This is a genomic window from Pseudomonas sp. S35 (assembly GCF_009866765.1).
GTDB lineage: Bacteria > Pseudomonadota > Gammaproteobacteria > Pseudomonadales > Pseudomonadaceae > Aquipseudomonas.
Genome location: NZ_CP019431.1, coordinates 5,300,355 through 5,315,581, shown reverse-complemented (window position 1 = coordinate 5,315,581; position 15,227 = coordinate 5,300,355). Strand labels below are relative to the sequence as shown.

Annotated in this window: 18 protein-coding genes and 1 pseudogene; 13 read left to right on the top strand and 6 right to left on the bottom strand. The window is 60.3% G+C overall.

Annotated elements, in window-relative coordinates:
* Positions 1-3 precede the first annotated feature (3 nt).
* The 3 genes from PspS35_RS23910 to PspS35_RS23900 all read right to left on the bottom strand — a co-directional run bounded on the left by PspS35_RS23910 (position 4) and on the right by PspS35_RS23900 (position 2,104).
* Entirely contained in the window at positions 4-762 is a 759-nt protein-coding gene (locus PspS35_RS23910; RefSeq protein ID WP_159937052.1) for a GntR family transcriptional regulator, read from the bottom strand.
* 261 nt (positions 763-1,023) lie between these two features.
* Complete coding sequence (locus tag PspS35_RS23905) at positions 1,024-1,527, bottom strand: L,D-transpeptidase family protein (protein ID WP_159937051.1); 504 nt, start codon at positions 1,525-1,527, stop codon at positions 1,024-1,026.
* A 28-nt stretch (positions 1,528-1,555) separates the two neighbouring features.
* Positions 1,556-2,104 carry an NUDIX hydrolase gene (locus PspS35_RS23900; protein WP_159937050.1) on the bottom strand — a complete coding sequence of 183 codons (549 nt, stop codon included), beginning with the start codon at positions 2,102-2,104 and terminating at the stop codon, positions 1,556-1,558.
* Between the two features lie 146 nt (positions 2,105-2,250).
* Between PspS35_RS23900 and PspS35_RS23895 the strand changes: the two genes are divergently transcribed.
* The 5 genes from PspS35_RS23895 to purT all read left to right on the top strand — a co-directional run bounded on the left by PspS35_RS23895 (position 2,251) and on the right by purT (position 5,444).
* Positions 2,251-2,853, top strand: a complete 603-nt coding sequence (locus PspS35_RS23895) for a CoA pyrophosphatase (protein ID WP_159937049.1) — start codon at positions 2,251-2,253, stop codon at positions 2,851-2,853.
* 35 nt (positions 2,854-2,888) lie between these two features.
* Positions 2,889-3,413, top strand: coding sequence for a gamma carbonic anhydrase family protein (locus PspS35_RS23890; protein ID WP_159937048.1), 525 nt, complete (start codon positions 2,889-2,891; stop codon positions 3,411-3,413).
* The gene (locus PspS35_RS23885; RefSeq protein WP_159937047.1) at positions 3,410-3,625 is read left to right on the top strand and encodes a DUF1289 domain-containing protein; all 216 of its coding nucleotides are present in this window, start codon (positions 3,410-3,412) and stop codon (positions 3,623-3,625) included. The genes PspS35_RS23890 and PspS35_RS23885 overlap by 4 nt, the downstream gene beginning before the upstream one ends.
* 100 nt (positions 3,626-3,725) lie before the next feature.
* Complete coding sequence (locus PspS35_RS23880; RefSeq protein ID WP_159937046.1) at positions 3,726-4,193, top strand: VUT family protein; 468 nt, start codon at positions 3,726-3,728, stop codon at positions 4,191-4,193.
* 69 nt (positions 4,194-4,262) lie between these two features.
* Positions 4,263-5,444 (top strand): formate-dependent phosphoribosylglycinamide formyltransferase, encoded by a 1,182-nt coding sequence (gene purT / locus PspS35_RS23875; RefSeq protein WP_065924835.1) that lies wholly within the window; start codon positions 4,263-4,265, stop codon positions 5,442-5,444.
* A 97-nt stretch (positions 5,445-5,541) separates the two neighbouring features.
* Here purT and PspS35_RS23870 read toward each other — a convergent pair whose 3' ends face one another.
* The 3 genes from PspS35_RS23870 to ccsA all read right to left on the bottom strand — a co-directional run bounded on the left by PspS35_RS23870 (position 5,542) and on the right by ccsA (position 9,265).
* Complete coding sequence (locus tag PspS35_RS23870; RefSeq protein WP_065924834.1) at positions 5,542-6,852, bottom strand: MFS transporter; 1,311 nt, start codon at positions 6,850-6,852, stop codon at positions 5,542-5,544.
* 358 nt (positions 6,853-7,210) lie between these two features.
* Entirely contained in the window at positions 7,211-8,449 is a 1,239-nt protein-coding gene (locus PspS35_RS23865; RefSeq protein ID WP_065924833.1) for a transporter associated domain-containing protein, read from the bottom strand.
* 12 nt (positions 8,450-8,461) lie between these two features.
* Positions 8,462-9,265 carry a cytochrome c biogenesis protein CcsA gene (ccsA, locus tag PspS35_RS23860; RefSeq protein WP_174244837.1) on the bottom strand — a complete coding sequence of 268 codons (804 nt, stop codon included), beginning with the start codon at positions 9,263-9,265 and terminating at the stop codon, positions 8,462-8,464.
* A 243-nt stretch (positions 9,266-9,508) separates the two neighbouring features.
* On the opposite strand from ccsA, the gene ffh reads away from it, so the two are divergent.
* From ffh to PspS35_RS23820, 8 genes and pseudogenes are all read left to right on the top strand, one after another.
* Complete coding sequence (ffh, locus tag PspS35_RS23855) at positions 9,509-10,885, top strand: signal recognition particle protein (protein WP_003193965.1); 1,377 nt, start codon at positions 9,509-9,511, stop codon at positions 10,883-10,885.
* 250 nt (positions 10,886-11,135) lie between these two features.
* Positions 11,136-11,387 (top strand): 30S ribosomal protein S16, encoded by a 252-nt coding sequence (gene rpsP, locus PspS35_RS23850; protein ID WP_003238923.1) that lies wholly within the window; start codon positions 11,136-11,138, stop codon positions 11,385-11,387.
* A 5-nt stretch (positions 11,388-11,392) separates the two neighbouring features.
* Positions 11,393-11,929 carry a ribosome maturation factor RimM gene (rimM, locus tag PspS35_RS23845; RefSeq protein ID WP_053135622.1) on the top strand — a complete coding sequence of 179 codons (537 nt, stop codon included), beginning with the start codon at positions 11,393-11,395 and terminating at the stop codon, positions 11,927-11,929.
* Complete coding sequence (gene trmD / locus PspS35_RS23840) at positions 11,911-12,684, top strand: tRNA (guanosine(37)-N1)-methyltransferase TrmD (RefSeq protein ID WP_174244836.1); 774 nt, start codon at positions 11,911-11,913, stop codon at positions 12,682-12,684. The genes rimM and trmD overlap by 19 nt, the downstream gene beginning before the upstream one ends.
* Positions 12,685-12,729: 45 nt before the next feature.
* Entirely contained in the window at positions 12,730-13,080 is a 351-nt protein-coding gene (rplS, locus tag PspS35_RS23835) for a 50S ribosomal protein L19 (protein WP_003175895.1), read from the top strand.
* Positions 13,081-13,162: 82 nt separating this feature from the next.
* Positions 13,163-13,231, top strand: a pseudogene (locus PspS35_RS30455) (acyl-CoA thioesterase); the annotation flags it as partial.
* Positions 13,232-13,356: 125 nt separating this feature from the next.
* Positions 13,357-14,253, top strand: a complete 897-nt coding sequence (gene xerD, locus PspS35_RS23825; protein WP_159937045.1) for a site-specific tyrosine recombinase XerD — start codon at positions 13,357-13,359, stop codon at positions 14,251-14,253.
* Positions 14,254-14,397: 144 nt separating this feature from the next.
* Positions 14,398-15,129, top strand: coding sequence for a thioredoxin fold domain-containing protein (locus PspS35_RS23820; RefSeq protein ID WP_027605460.1), 732 nt, complete (start codon positions 14,398-14,400; stop codon positions 15,127-15,129).
* Positions 15,130-15,227: the final 98 nt, after the last annotated feature.

Below are 15,227 nucleotides of genomic sequence, written 5' to 3'. Positions count from 1 at the left end.
TCTCTAAGGCCGCAACTCGGCGGCAAAGTCGTAGCGGCGCAGTTCTGCGACGAAGTCGTAGTAGTCGTTGCGGCAGTAGGTGTCGGTGATTTCGATCGGCGTGTTGTCGGCGGTGTAGCCCACGCGAGTCATCAACAGCATGGCGGTGCCGGGGGCGATGCCCACCAGTCTGGCGAACTCGTCCGAGGCATTGATCGCCTGGATGTGTTGCAGGGCGCGCACGATGGGCTTGCCGATGCTTTCGAGGTATTCGTACAACGAATTGCCGATGGCTTGCGGCTGCGGCAGCACCGAGGCGGGCATGGCGGTCATCTCGATGGCCATCACCGTGTCATCGGCCTTGCGCAGGCGTTTGAGGCGCGCCACTTTGTCGGTGGGCGACAGGCACAGGCGGATCAGCTCTTCGTGGGTCGGCGGCGTGATGTCGCGCTCCAGCCATTGGGAGCTGGGCACGAAGCCTTTGAGGCGCAACATTTCGCTGAAGCCCGACAGGCGTGACAGCGGCTGCTCCAGGCGTGGGGTGATAAAGGTGCCGGAGCCCTGGCTGCGGCGGATCAGGCCTTGGGCAAACAACACTTCCAGCGCCTTGCGGGCAGTAACCCGCGAGATGCTCAGTTGCTCGCTGAGGACGCGTTCCGATGGCAATGCCTGCTCGGATTTCCACTCGCCGGCATGGATGGCCGCTTCCAGCTTGCGGGCCAATTGCAGGTACAGCGGCGTGGATTGTTTGTCGTCGGGGCGCAGGGCCAGGATGGGGTTCATCTGTCAGGTTTCCGATGCGTTATTGGAGTGTTGTCGCCCGGTATTGGCCGGAAATTAATACCACTTAAATACCATGTCAATGCCGCCAAAACGGTGCAGCTAGCGGTTTATGGGCCCTATAACGGGGCCTGGTCTTAAGTGGTATTAGAGAGGTCTTTAGGGCGCACAGAACGGCGCAGCCCGCGCGGTGAACTGGTATTCATCGGCGGGCGTGGTGGGAGGCGGGAAATATTTTTGGATTATTTTACGAACGGTCGACGATTACGGCCGAATCTCGATCAGCGTGCCGTCTTTGACCAGGGCCCAGACTTCACGCATATCGACGTTGCGCATGCCGATACAGCCGTCGGTCCAGTCCAGGGTGTGGAACCACTGCTCCGGGTAGTCTTCGGTGTCGGGGGTGCCGTGGATCATGATCATGCTGCCGGGCTTCACCCCTTCGCGGCGTGCGCGGGCGGCGTCGCTGATATTGGGGTAGGAGATATGCATGGCGAGGTTGAAGCGTTCGCTGGTCTTGCGCCAGTCGATCCAATACAAGCCTTCCGGGGTGCGGCGGTCGCCCTCGATCAGCTTGTGGCCCTTGGGGTTTTTACCCAGGGAAATGCGGTAGGTCTTGAAGGGTTTGCCGTCGTTGATCAGTTGCAACTGATGGGCGGACTTGAGCACCAGGACTTTTTCGACGGTTTTGCCGCCCAGGGTCTGCACGGTAGAAGCCGGCGACACTGTAGCGAACGACAGGCAGAGCAGAGCAAGCAACCAACGCATTAACACGATTTCCCTTGGTACCGGATTATTATTGGGCGGGCTTGCCCATCGGCGGCACAGCCTCGCTGCGCACCGGGAACGACTCGAGCCTGCGGTCAGCGAAAAAGCATTCTAAGGTACGCCCCACCGTGCGGAAAGCCAGCTCGGACCAAGGGATGTCGGCTTCGTCGAACAGCTGTACCTCCAGGCTTTCGGGGCCGGCGGCGAAGTCCAGGTCGACCAGTTCGGCGCGGTAGAAGATATGCACCTGGCTGATATGCGGCACGTCGATCAGCGTGTAGATCGCCAGGTTGCGCACGCGGGCGCAGGCTTCCTCCAGGGTTTCGCGGGTGGCGGCCTGTTCGACGGTCTCGCCGTTTTCCATAAAACCGGCGGGCAGGGTCCAGTAACCCAGGCGCGGCTCGATGGCACGACGGCACAGCAGCACTTTATCGCCCCACACCGGCACGGTACCGGCGACGATATTGGGGTTCTGATAGTGGATGGTGGAGCAGTGATCACACACAAAACGCAGGCGCCCGTCGCCTTCGGGAATGCGTTGGGTCACCGGTTTACCGCACTGGCTGCAGAAATTCATGCTGGGGTTCCTGGAAAGTGCGCCTATCTTGGCGTGGCGGGCGGGGGCCTGCAAGTTGTCGTTTAGCGACACCTGCCGGGTTTTGGGGTTGGGCACCCGCACGCTTTGGTGCATGATGCAAGGTAGCCAACAGACCGAGATGACTCATGCTGGACGAGCTACTTCGCCGGGTAAGCAATCACACGCCGCATACGCTGGAAACCGACGGGCGTTTCCCCGAGGCCGCCGTGCTGGTACCGATTACCCGCAGTGACGAACCTGAGCTGATCCTGACCCTGCGCGCCAGTGGCCTGTCGACCCACGGTGGCGAAGTGGCGTTTCCCGGCGGTCGTCGTGACCCCGAAGACCCGGACCTGATCTTCACTGCCCTGCGTGAAGCCGAAGAAGAAATCGGCCTGCCGCCTGGGTTGGTCGAGGTGATCGGCCCGTTGAGTCCGCTGATTTCCCTGCATGGCATTCGGGTCACGCCCTATGTCGGGGTCATCCCCGATTACGTCGAGTACCTGGCCAACGATGCCGAAATCGCTGCCGTCTTCAGCGTTCCCCTGGACTTTTTCCGACAGGATCCACGTGAACATACCCACCGAATCGATTACCAGGGTCGCAGTTGGTACGTGCCCAGTTATCGCTTTGGCGAATACAAGATCTGGGGGCTGACGGCGATCATGATCGTCGAGTTGATCAACTTGCTTTATGACGACGCCAACATCAGCCTGCACCAGCCGCCCAAGAGCTTCATCAATACCTAAGCCATCGTTTGAATGGCGAGCCGTGAGGACACACCATGAAATACCGCCTGGGCGACGCCCGCGTCGAGACGCATCCCAACAGCTGGGTGGCACCCAATGCCACGCTGGTGGGCAAGGTCAAGCTGGAGGAGGGCGCCAACGTCTGGTTCAACGCGGTATTGCGTGGCGACAACGAACTGATCCTGATCGGCAAGAACAGCAATGTGCAGGACGGCAGCGTGATGCACACCGACATGGGCTACCCGCTGACCCTGGGCACTGGCGTGACCATTGGTCATAACGCCATGCTGCATGGCTGCACCGTCGACGATTACAGCCTGATCGGCATCAACGCGGTGATCCTCAATGGCGCGAAAATCGGCAAGCACTGCATCATCGGCGCCAATTCGCTGATCGGCGAAGGCAAGGAAATTCCTGATGGTTCGCTGGTGATGGGCTCGCCGGGCAAGGTGGTGCGTGAGCTCACCGAGGCGCAAAAACGCATGCTCGAAGCCAGCGCTGCGCACTATGTGCATAACGCGCAGCGCTATGCACGCGACCTGCTTGAGCAGCCAGAATGAACCCGATTGAACGCCCCGTCGCCTCGCCTTGCGTGAGCATTTGTGCGCTGGACGATGACGATATCTGCACCGGCTGCCAGCGCACCGTGGATGAGATTACGCGTTGGAGCCGCATGGACAACACCGAGCGCAGGGTGGTGTTGGGGTTGTGCCATGAGCGGGCGGTGGCGAGTGGGTTGGTGTTTATGGTTTCTGGGAAAACCGGTGCCTGATAGACCGCCATCGGGGGAAAGTCCCCGATGAGGCCCTCCCAGACGACATATTTCAAAATGTGAAGTACCCTGTGCCCCTTGTTCACAGGTCCCTCGCCCCATGCTCTTCCTGATCGCCTACATCAGCAGCGTCGTGCTGATCAACTTCGCCTTCTCCACCGCGCCGCACCTGGACGTGATCTGGTCCGCCTGGGGCGGCCTGGTCTTCATCCTGCGCGACATGGTGCAAACCCGCTTCGGCCACGGTGCGATCGTTGCCATGCTGGCGGCGCTGGTGCTGTCCTATGTCACCTCCGACCCGGCCATTGCCCTGGCCAGCGCCACGGCATTCGCGGTGTCCGAGTGCATCGACTGGCTGGTGTTCAGCATCACCAAGCGCCCGCTCCACGATCGCCTGTGGATAAGTTCGGCGCTGAGCATCCCCCTCGACACGTTTATCTTTTTCGGCCTGATCGGCGCGCTGACGCCCGTGGTCGTAGGCACTGCCCTGGCCTCGAAGTTCGCCGGTGTGACCGCGGTGTGGCTGATCATGGCCTGGCGCATTCGCAAGCGTGCCGTCGCCAACTGAGGCCAATTTTTACAGTTCATGTAAAATGCCGGCCTTTCTCCCCATGATCCGCTCCCCTGAGGACCTGAGATGACCCGAATCGGAACTCCATTGTCGCCAACCGCGACCCGCGTTTTGCTGTGTGGCTGCGGCGAGCTCGGCAAGGAAGTGGTAATCGAACTGCAACGCCTGGGCGTTGAAGTGATTGCCGTGGATCGCTACGCCAATGCGCCGGCCATGCAGGTTGCGCACCGTAGCCACGTGATCAACATGCTCGACGGCGCCGCCCTGCGAGCCGTCATCGAAGCCGAAAAGCCGCACTTCATCGTGCCGGAAATCGAAGCCATCGCCACCGCGACGCTGGTTGAGCTGGAAGCCGAAGGCTTCACCGTGATCCCGACTGCGCGCGCCACGTCGCTGACCATGAACCGTGAAGGCATCCGTCGCCTGGCCGCCGAAGAACTGGACCTGCCGACCTCGCCGTACCATTTCGCCGACACCTTCGAGGACTACAGCAAGGCCGTCCAGGACCTGGGTTTCCCCTGCGTGGTCAAGCCGGTGATGAGTTCGTCGGGCAAGGGCCAGAGCCTGCTGCGCAGCGCTGACGACGTGCGCAAAGCCTGGGATTACGCCCAGGAAGGCGGACGTGCAGGCAAGGGCCGAGTGATCATCGAAGGTTTTATCGACTTCGACTACGAAATCACCCTGCTGACCGTGCGCCACATCGGCGGCACCACCTTCTGCGCGCCGGTCGGCCACCGTCAGGAGAAAGGCGACTATCAGGAATCCTGGCAGCCACAGGCCATGAGCCCGGTTGCGTTGGCAGAGTCCGAGCGCGTCGCCAAAGCCGTGACCGAAGCCTTGGGTGGCCGTGGCCTGTTTGGCGTGGAACTGTTCATCAAGGGTGATCAGGTGTGGTTCAGCGAAGTGTCGCCGCGCCCGCACGACACGGGTTTGGTGACGTTGATTTCCCAGGACCTGTCGCAGTTTGCCCTGCATGCGCGTGCCATCCTGGGTTTGCCAATCCCGTTGATCCGTCAGTTCGGGCCTTCGGCGTCGGCGGTGATTCTGGTGGAAGGGCAGTCGACCCAGACCGCGTTTGCCAACCTCGGCGCTGCACTGAGCGAGCCGGACACGGCGTTGCGTCTGTTTGGTAAGCCAGAAGTGAATGGCCAGCGCCGCATGGGCGTGGCGTTGGCGCGGGATGAATCGATTGAAGCGGCTCGGGCCAAGGCGACCCGTGCTTCCCAGGCGGTTGTGGTAGAGCTTTAAAGCATCGGGAGCAAGCCCCCTCCCACATTTTGATCGCATTGTTCCAGTAGAAATGCGGTCAAAATGGGGGAGGGGGCTTGCTCCCCATAGCTGTTTATCAGACGACCTTGTTCAAGTCGTTATCCCGCGTCTCTTTCAGGCACAGCACAGCAATCAAGCTGAGCAACGCTGCCGCCGACACATACCCACCGACATAACTCAGCCCACCCATCGCCACCAGCTTGGTCGCGAAGAACGGTGCAGCCGAAGCGCCCACAATCCCACCCAGGTTATACGCTGCCGAAGCACCGGTATAACGCACGCGGGTCGGGAACAGTTCCGGCAGCATGGCGCCCATCGGCGCGAAGGTTACGCCCATCAGGAACAGCTCCAGCGCCAGGAACAATGCCACGGCCCAGGTCGAACCGTGGGTCAGCAGGGGCTCCATGGTGAAGCCGGACAGGATCGCCAGGATTGCGCCGACGATCAGCACCGGCCTGCGTCCGTAGCGATCACTGGCCAAGGCGGCCAAAGGCGTGGCAAGGCCCATGAACAATACGGCAAAGCACAGCAGCCCAAGGAATGTCTCGCGGCTGTAGCCCAAGGTCGACACGCCGTAGCTCAGGGAAAACGCAGTGGTGATGTAAAACAGCGCGTAGCACACCACCATCGACGCGGCGCCCAGCAGCACCGGCAGCCAATGCTGGCTGAATAACTCCACCAGCGGCACTTTCACCGGCTTTTCCTTGGCCACGGCGTTGGCGAACACCGGAGTTTCGTGCAGTTTCAAGCGTGCATACAGGCCGACCATCACCAGCGCCGCGCTGAGGATGAACGGAATACGCCAGCCCCAACTGCGGAACTGCTCGTCGTTGAGGCTCATGGCCAGGATCAGGAACAGGCCGTTGGCGGCCAGGAACCCGATGGAGGGGCCCAGTTGCGGAAACATGCCGAACCAGGCGCGTTTGCCTTTGGGCGCGTTCTCGGTGGCCAGCAAGGCGGCGCCCCCCCATTCCCCGCCCAACCCAAGGCCCTGGCCGAAACGCAGCACGCACAACAGGATCGGCGCCCAGGCCCCGATGCTGTCATAGCCGGGCAGCAAACCGATCAGCGTGGTGCACACGCCCATCAGCAGCAACGAGGCCACCAGCGTGGATTTTCGGCCGATACGGTCGCCAAAGTGGCCAAACAATGCCGAGCCCAGCGGACGCGCGATAAAGGCGATGCCAAAGGTCAGGAATGACGCCAGCATCTGCGCAGTGCCGGAGGTCTGCGGGAAGAACACCGGGCCGATCACCAGGGCTGCGGCGGTGGCGTAGATATAGAAGTCGTAGAACTCGATGGCGGTGCCGACGATGCTCGCGGTGGCGACTCGTGCAGTCGAGTTGGTCGGGGCGGCGGTCGCAGCCTCGTTATAGGTGGTGCTCATTGAGTTATCCCTGACAGTCGTTGCGCGTTTGGACGCGGATTATTATTGGGTCGAACCCCCTTGGATCAGGGTAGTGCGCGGGGCGGCTCGGGATGGGAGCGAACACCGGTCAGACACGATGCAGCGGAGCCTGGACGCGCGGAGTGCGGGTAGCACGCGGTCGGGCGGGGCTTGGGTAAGCCGCAGGGATTATAGGAAGGGGTGTGTGGATCCAACAAGGGGGCTGACACGCTGTAAATCCAAATGTGGGAGGGGGCTTGCTCCCGATGGCAGTGGGTCAGTCCCCGAATGCAGTGAATGGCACACCGCTATCGGGAGCAAGCCCCCTCCCACATTGGATTTTGGTTTGTCAGGAGAGCTATGCGGCGACAGGCACTCGGCTGGTGTGCCAGATCAGCACTTTCGCTACGCGGTTGTCTTCGGTCTCGAGGATTTCCAGGCGATAGCGCCCGATTTTCAGGCACACCGCGCAATCCGGAATGGTTTCCAGCGCTTCGGTCACCAGGCCGTTGAGGGTCTTTGGGCCGTCGCTGGGCAGGTGCCAGCCCAGGCTCTTGTTCAGTTCGCGGATCGAGGCGGCGCCATCAATGATGTAGCGGCCGTCGGTCTGGGCTTCGATGTGCGGGTTGTCGGTGCTTTGCTCACTTTCGAATTCACCGACGATTTCTTCGAGGATGTCTTCCAGGGTGACGATGCCCAGCACTTCGCCGTATTCATCCACGACCATGCCCAGGCGCCGCTGCTGTTTGTGGAAGTTCAGCAGTTGCAGTTGCAGTGGGGTGCTTTCCGGGACGAAGTAGGGTTCGTGGCAGGCGGCGAGCAATGCGTCCTTGGTCAGGCTGGCATCGGGCAGCAGGTGCTGGACCTGGCGGGTATTGAGCACGGCCTGGACCTGGTTGATATCACTGTGGAACACCGGCAGGCGGGTGCGCGGGGACGTGCGCAGTTGTTCGATAATGTCTTCAATCGAGTCGTCGAGGTTGATGCCGTCCACTTCACTGCGTGGCACCAGGATGTCATTGACCGTGATGTTGTCCAGCGCGTGGATGCCAGGCATGCCGGGGGTGCGGTCGGCGTCGGCATCAGGCTCGGGTTCGTCATCGTGGTCGGGTAGCGGTTCATCGCTCTTTTTAACCACCCCGGATTTGCGCGCAAACGGGCGCAATAACAGCAGGCTGATGCCGTTGAGCAGCCAGGCCAGGGGATAGAGGATTTTCAGCGGTACGCCCAGCAGCGTATTGCCAAAGCCCAGGATCGCTTGCGGATAACGGGTGGCCAGGGCGCGCGGCAGGTAGTCGGCCAGCACCAGCAGGAGTGCACAGGACATCAGCCAGCCGAGCCAAGGGCCGTTCTGTGCCCAAGCATAGATCGCCAGCAGGGTGCAGAGAATCACCACGGCGGCGCGACACAGGCTGTTGCACAGGATCAGGCTGTGACGCGGGAAATTCAGGCGGGCGGCCGCTTTGTCTCCCTGGCGAGTGCCGGGGCGCAGGGCCAGCAGGTGCTGTTGTGCGGCTTCGATGGCGGTAAACAGCCCGGCCCATAACACCAGCAAGGCGATTACCGCGAGCATCGGTCCCAGGGGCAAGTTGTCCATGATTGCTGCCCGTCAGATATGCAGGATGTATTCGCGAACCAGCTTGCTGCCGAAATAGGCCAGCATCAGCAGGCAGAAACCGGCCAGGGTCCAGCGGATCGCTTTATGCCCACGCCAGCCGAGGCGGTTGCGGCCCCACAGCAGCACGCTGAACACGATCCAGGCCAGGCAGGCCAGCAGGGTCTTGTGCACCAGGTGCTGGGCAAACAGGTTTTCGACGAACAGCCAGCCGGAGATCAGCGACAGCGAAAGCAGGGTCCAGCCGGCCCACAGGAAACCGAACAGCAGGCTCTCCATGGTTTGCAGCGGTGGGAAGTTCTTGATCAGGCCGGAAGGGTGCTTGTGCTTGAGTTGGTGGTCCTGCAAGAGCAGGAGCAGGGCCTGGAACACCGCGATGGTGAACATGCCATAGGCCAGGATCGACAACAGGATATGCGCGAGGATGCCGGGCTCTTCGTCAATCACCTGTACGGTGCCGGTGGGGGCAAACTGCGCCAGCAGCACCGTCAGCACGCCCAGGGGAAAGAGCAGGACCAGCAGGTTCTCGACGGGGATCCGGTAGCAGGCCAGCAATGTCAGCGCGATGACTGCTGCAGCGATCAGGCTGGCGGCGCTGAAAAAGTCCAGGCCCAGGCCAACCGGGGTCATCAGGTGGGTGAACAGGCTCGCGGCGTGGGCCAGCAGGGCGAGGACGCCCAGGCCGACCAGCAGGCGTTTGTCCGCCTTGGTGCCTTGGGCAAGACGAGTGCCCTGATAGAGGGTCGCAGCGGCATAAAGGAGTGCGGCGGCGAGGCTGGGTAGCAAACTGGGTGACAAGGGGACCATAAATCCTGATAGACAAGCCCGAAAGGCGCTGAGTTTGGCATACACCTGCGTTCCACGAAAGACTCCCGGACCAGACAGCGGGTGTGCATGGACGCAGTCTTCGCTATAATCCGCGACCTGCCCACGCCGCAGGCTCGCCGAGCGCTGTTTTTAATAGCGATTTACCACAGCCTGGGCTGCCATTACCTCGGTCTACCAATGCATTTCGATGATTAGGGCCTGAAAGGATCGCGCATGTTTGAAAACTTGACTGACCGTCTCTCGCAGACGCTGCGCCATGTAACCGGCAAGGCCAAGCTGACCGAGGACAATATTAAAGACACCCTGCGCGAAGTGCGCATGGCGTTGCTGGAAGCCGACGTGGCCTTGCCAGTGGTGAAGGACTTCGTCAACTCGGTCAAAGAGCGCGCAGTGGGCACTGAAGTGTCCCGCAGCCTGACGCCGGGCCAGGCCTTTGTGAAGATCGTCCAGGCCGAACTCGAAAGCCTGATGGGCGCCGCCAACGAAGACCTGAACCTCAGCGCCGTGCCGCCGGCCGTCGTGCTGATGGCGGGTCTGCAAGGTGCGGGTAAAACCACCACCGCCGGCAAGCTGGCGCGCTTCCTTAAAGAGCGCAAGAAAAAATCCGTGATGGTGGTCTCGGCGGACGTCTACCGTCCGGCCGCTATCAAGCAGTTGGAAATGCTCGCGGGCGAAGTGGGCGTGACCTTCTTCCCGTCCGACCTGAGCCAGAAGCCGGTCGACATCGCCAACGCGGCGATTAAAGAGGCAAAACTCAAGTTCATCGACGTGGTCATCGTCGATACCGCCGGTCGCCTGCACATCGACGAAGAGATGATGGGCGAGATCAAGGCGCTGCATGCCGCGATCAACCCGGTCGAGACGCTGTTCGTGGTCGACGCCATGACCGGCCAGGATGCGGCCAACACCGCCAAGGCCTTCGGCGATGCGTTGCCGCTGACCGGCGTTATTCTCACCAAGGTCGACGGCGATGCCCGTGGCGGTGCCGCGCTGTCGGTACGTGCCATCACTGGCAAGCCGATCAAGTTCATCGGTATGGGCGAGAAGAGCGAAGCGCTCGAACCGTTCCACCCTGAGCGTATCGCCTCGCGCATTCTCGGCATGGGCGACGTGCTCAGCCTGATCGAACAGGCTGAAGCCACCCTCGACAAGGACAAGGCCGATAAACTGGCCAAGAAGCTGAAGAAGGGCAAGGGCTTCGACCTCGAAGACTTCCGCGACCAACTGCAACAAATGAAGAACATGGGCGGCCTTGGCGGCCTGATGGACAAGCTGCCGAACATCGGCGGTGTGAACCTGGCGCAAATGGGCAATGCCCAGGGCGCGGCAGAGAAGCAGTTCAAGCAGATGGAAGCCATCATCAACTCCATGACCCCGGCCGAGCGCCGCGACCCTGAGCTGATCAGCGGTTCGCGCAAACGTCGGATCGCCATGGGTTCCGGCACCCAGGTGCAGGACATCGGTCGCTTGATCAAGCAGCACAAGCAGATGCAGAAGATGATGAAGAAATTCTCCGCCAAAGGCGGAATGGCCAAGATGATGCGCGGCATGGGCGGTATGTTGCCAGGCGGCGGCATGCCGAAAATGTAAAGAATTCGAGCGCAAGTACGCTTGCGCTCCGACCCACAGGGACGTGGGATCTCCAGCAAACCCGCCGTTGGCGGGGGCTGACTCGCCGTTTTAACCGACGGCTCTCTAGCAGATCTGAATGGCACGCGTATAGGCGCCAGAAAAAGACATTTGCAAAAGTCCGGATATTCCTTAGAATATGCGGCCTTTCGGGCACCTATGCCCGCTGTGCATTTAGATTTGCAGCACCGACTACAGGAACGATGTTCACATGCTAACAATCCGTCTTGCCCTTGGCGGCTCCAAAAAGCGCCCGTTTTACCACTTGACCGTAACTGACAGCCGTAACCCACGTGACGGCTCTCACAAGGAACAAGTTGGCTTCTTCAACCCGATCGCTCGTGGTCAAGAAGTCCGCCTGTCCGTGAACCAAGAGCGCGTAGCCTACTGGCTGAGCGTTGGTGCACAGCCTTCTGAGCGTGTTGCCAAGTTGTTGAAGGACTCGGCTAAGGCCGCAGCCTGAGCAATATGAACGCGACGCCAGCTGTTGCTGATGATTTGATCGTTATCGGCAAGATTTATTCTGTTCATGGCGTTCGCGGCGAAGTGAAGGTGTATTCCTTTACTGATCCGACAGAAAACCTGTTGCAGTACAAAACCTGGACGCTCAAGCGCGAAGGTAGTGTGAAACAGGTCGAGCTGGTCAGTGGACGCGGGAGCGATAAGTTCCTGGTCGCAAAGCTCAAGGGTCTTGATGATCGTGAAGAAGCTCGTCTTCTGGCCGGTTATGAGATCTGCGTGCCGCGCAACCTGTTCCCTGAATTGACCGACGGCGAGTACTACTGGTACCAGCTGGAAGGTCTGAAGGTCATCGATCAACTCGGGCAATTGTTCGGGAAAATCGATCATCTTCTGGAAACCGGCGCCAATGATGTAATGGTGGTCAAGCCTTGCGCTGGCAGCCTGGATGATCGCGAACGCCTGTTGCCCTATACGGAGCAATGCGTGTTGGCCGTCGACCTGGCCGCAGGCGAGATGAAGGTGGAATGGGACGCGGACTTCTAAGCGTGGCTAATTTGCGCATTGAAGTGATCAGTTTGTTTCCCGAGATGTTCTCCGCCATCAGCGAGTACGGCATCACCAGTCGGGCGGTGAAACAGGGGCTGTTGCAGCTCACCTGTTGGAACCCGCGAGACTACACGACGGATCGACATCACACTGTGGACGATCGCCCATTTGGCGGTGGCCCGGGCATGGTGATGAAGATCAAGCCCCTGGAAGACGCGTTGGCTCAGGCCAAGGCTGCTGCCGGGGAGAAGGCGAAGGTGATTTACCTGTCCCCTCAAGGCCGTCAGCTGAAACAGGCTGCGGTACGCGACATGGCGAATGAGGAAGCATTAATCCTGATTGCCGGTCGCTATGAAGGCATTGACGAGCGCTTTATTGAGGCTCATGTCGATGAAGAGTGGTCGATTGGGGACTATGTCCTGTCTGGCGGTGAGCTGCCGGCGATGGTCCTGATAGATGCGGTTACACGACTGCTGCCTGGAGCTTTAGGGCATGCGGACTCCGCGGAGGAAGATTCCTTCACGGATGGTTTGCTGGATTGCCCGCACTACACCCGACCGGAGGTGTATGCGGATCAGCGTGTTCCCGACGTATTGCTAAGTGGCAATCACGCACACATCCGGCGTTGGCGTTTACAGCAGTCCCTTGGTCGGACCTATGAACGACGCGCCGATCTTCTGGAAAGCCGCTCGCTTTCTGGAGAAGAGAAGAAGCTGCTCGAGGAATACATCCTCGCGCGGGACGATAGTTAACAACGTATCGATGGTAGGTCCATTGACTTACCTTAGGAGCACAGCATGACTAACAAAATCATCCTTGCACTCGAAGCAGAGCAGATGACCAAAGAGATCCCTACCTTTGCCCCGGGCGACACTATTGTCGTTCAGGTGAAAGTGAAGGAAGGCGACCGTTCGCGTCTGCAAGCGTTCGAAGGCGTGGTAATCGCCAAGCGTAACCGTGGTGTGAACAGTGCTTTCACTGTTCGTAAAATCTCCAACGGTGTTGGCGTAGAGCGTACTTTCCAGACCTACAGCCCGCAAATCGACAGCATGGCCGTCAAGCGTCGCGGTGACGTACGTAAAGCCAAGCTGTACTACCTGCGTGACCTGTCCGGTAAAGCAGCTCGCATCAAGGAAAAACTGGCTTAAGTCCAGCTTCCCGATGCAGAAAAAAGCAGCCTACGGGCTGCTTTTTTGTGCCTGGAATTTGTCTATTTCCCGGTATTTGTCCATGTTCAGCTTTGTCGCGATTGATGCCGATAAGCGTCCGGTGCCAGTGTTGCCTGGGTTTTCGGACTGATCCTGAACCGAGTCGCGGCCATTGCAGGCAAGCCAGTTGCCTCATTGGAATGCATTCCCCTGTAGGAGTGGGCTTGCCCGCGATAGGATGTCAGTGACAACACCTCTGCCAAGCCTTGAGTGACCATGCCCGCCATTGACCATCCTTTGATCGACCGCTTCCTCGACGCCCTCTGGCTGGAAAAAGGCCTGTCAGACAACACCCGCCAGGCGTACCGCAGTGACCTGGCGTTGTTTAACGGCTGGTTGCAGGAAAAGAACCTTGAGCTGCTCAACGCTGGCCGCGAGTTGATCCTCGATCACCTGGCCTGGCGCCTGGAGCAGAGCTACAAACCCCGTTCCACTGCACGATTTCTCTCCGGGGTGCGTGGCTTTTATCGCTATCTGCTGCGGGAAAAACTAATCGCCCTCGACCCGACCCTACAGATCGATATGCCGCAACTGGGTAGGCCCTTGCCCAAATCCCTGTCAGAAGCCGATGTCGATGCCTTGCTCGCCGCGCCTGACCTGAGTGAGGCCATCGGCCAGCGTGACCGCGCCATGCTGGAAGTGTTGTACGCCTGCGGCCTGCGGGTGACCGAGCTGATCAGCCTGACCTTGGAGCAGGTCAACCTGCGTCAGGGCGTGCTGCGGGTGATGGGCAAGGGCAGTAAGGAACGGTTGGTGCCGATGGGGGAGGAGGCGATTGTGTGGGTTGAGCGCTATATGCGCGATGCTCGCGGTGAATTGCTCGGTGGGCGCCCCAGCGATGTGTTGTTTCCCAGCCAGCGCGGTGAGCAAATGACCCGCCAGACGTTCTGGCATCGCATCAAGCACCAGGCCAAGGTCGCGGGGATTGGCAAGAGCCTGTCGCCCCATACGTTACGCCATGCATTTGCCACCCATTTGCTCAACCACGGTGCAGATTTGCGCGTTGTGCAAATGCTGCTCGGGCACAGCGACTTGTCCACCACCCAGATCTACACCCACGTGGCGCGCGCGCGATTGCAGGATATGCACGCCAAGCACCATCCGCGAGGTTGAAAACCGCCAATTTATCCCGCCACGGGCTGCCCTGCGGCCCAACTGTGGTAGGCTTTGCCGGTTAGCAAAGGTGACGGTCCCGACCCGTGTCTATCGAGATAGCGGTGTTCCTTCCCGTCCCTGCATCTGCCTTCAGGAGTTCCCATGCGCTTGACCCAGATTATTGCCGCCGCAGCCATTGCGTTGGTTTCCACCTTTGCCGTCGCCGATGACGCTGCCGAGCAGACCATCCGCAAGAGCCTGGCCAACCTGCAGCTCGATACCCCGATCGAAAGCATCAGCGCCAGCCCGATGGCCGGCCTGTATGAAGTCAAGCTCAAGGGCAGCCGCGTGCTGTACGCCAGTGCCGATGGCCAGTACATCGTCCAGGGGTACTTGTTCCAGCTCAAGGACGGCAAGCCGGTCAACCTGACCGAGAAAGCCGAGCGCCTGGGCGTGTCCAAGCTGATCAACGGCATCCCGGTGGCTGAAACCGTGGTGTACCCGGCCATCGGCGAAACCAAGACCCACATCACCGTCTTCACCGACACTACCTGCCCGTACTGCCACAAGCTGCACGCCGAAGTGCCTGCGCTGAACAAGCTCGGTGTGGAAGTGCGCTATGTTGCGTTCCCGCGCCAGGGCCTGGGTTCGCCGGGCGATGAGCAATTGCAGGCGGTCTGGTGCTCGGCCGACAAGAAAGCAGCCATGGACAAGATGGTCGACGGCAAGGAAATCAAGGCCGCCAAGTGCGCCAACCCGGTGTCCAAGCAATTCGCCCTGGGCCAGTCCATCGGCGTGAACGGTACGCCGGCCATCGTTTTGGCTGACGGCCAGGTGATTCCGGGCTACCAGCCGGCACCACAAGTTGCCAAACTGGCGCTGGGTGCGAAATAAATCTGCATCGTCGACACGTCGACGATCAAGGCCCTTGGTCAAATCCAAGGGTCGTTAATTACAAGCCGCAGTCGTGCGGCTGTTTTCCACGGCCGACC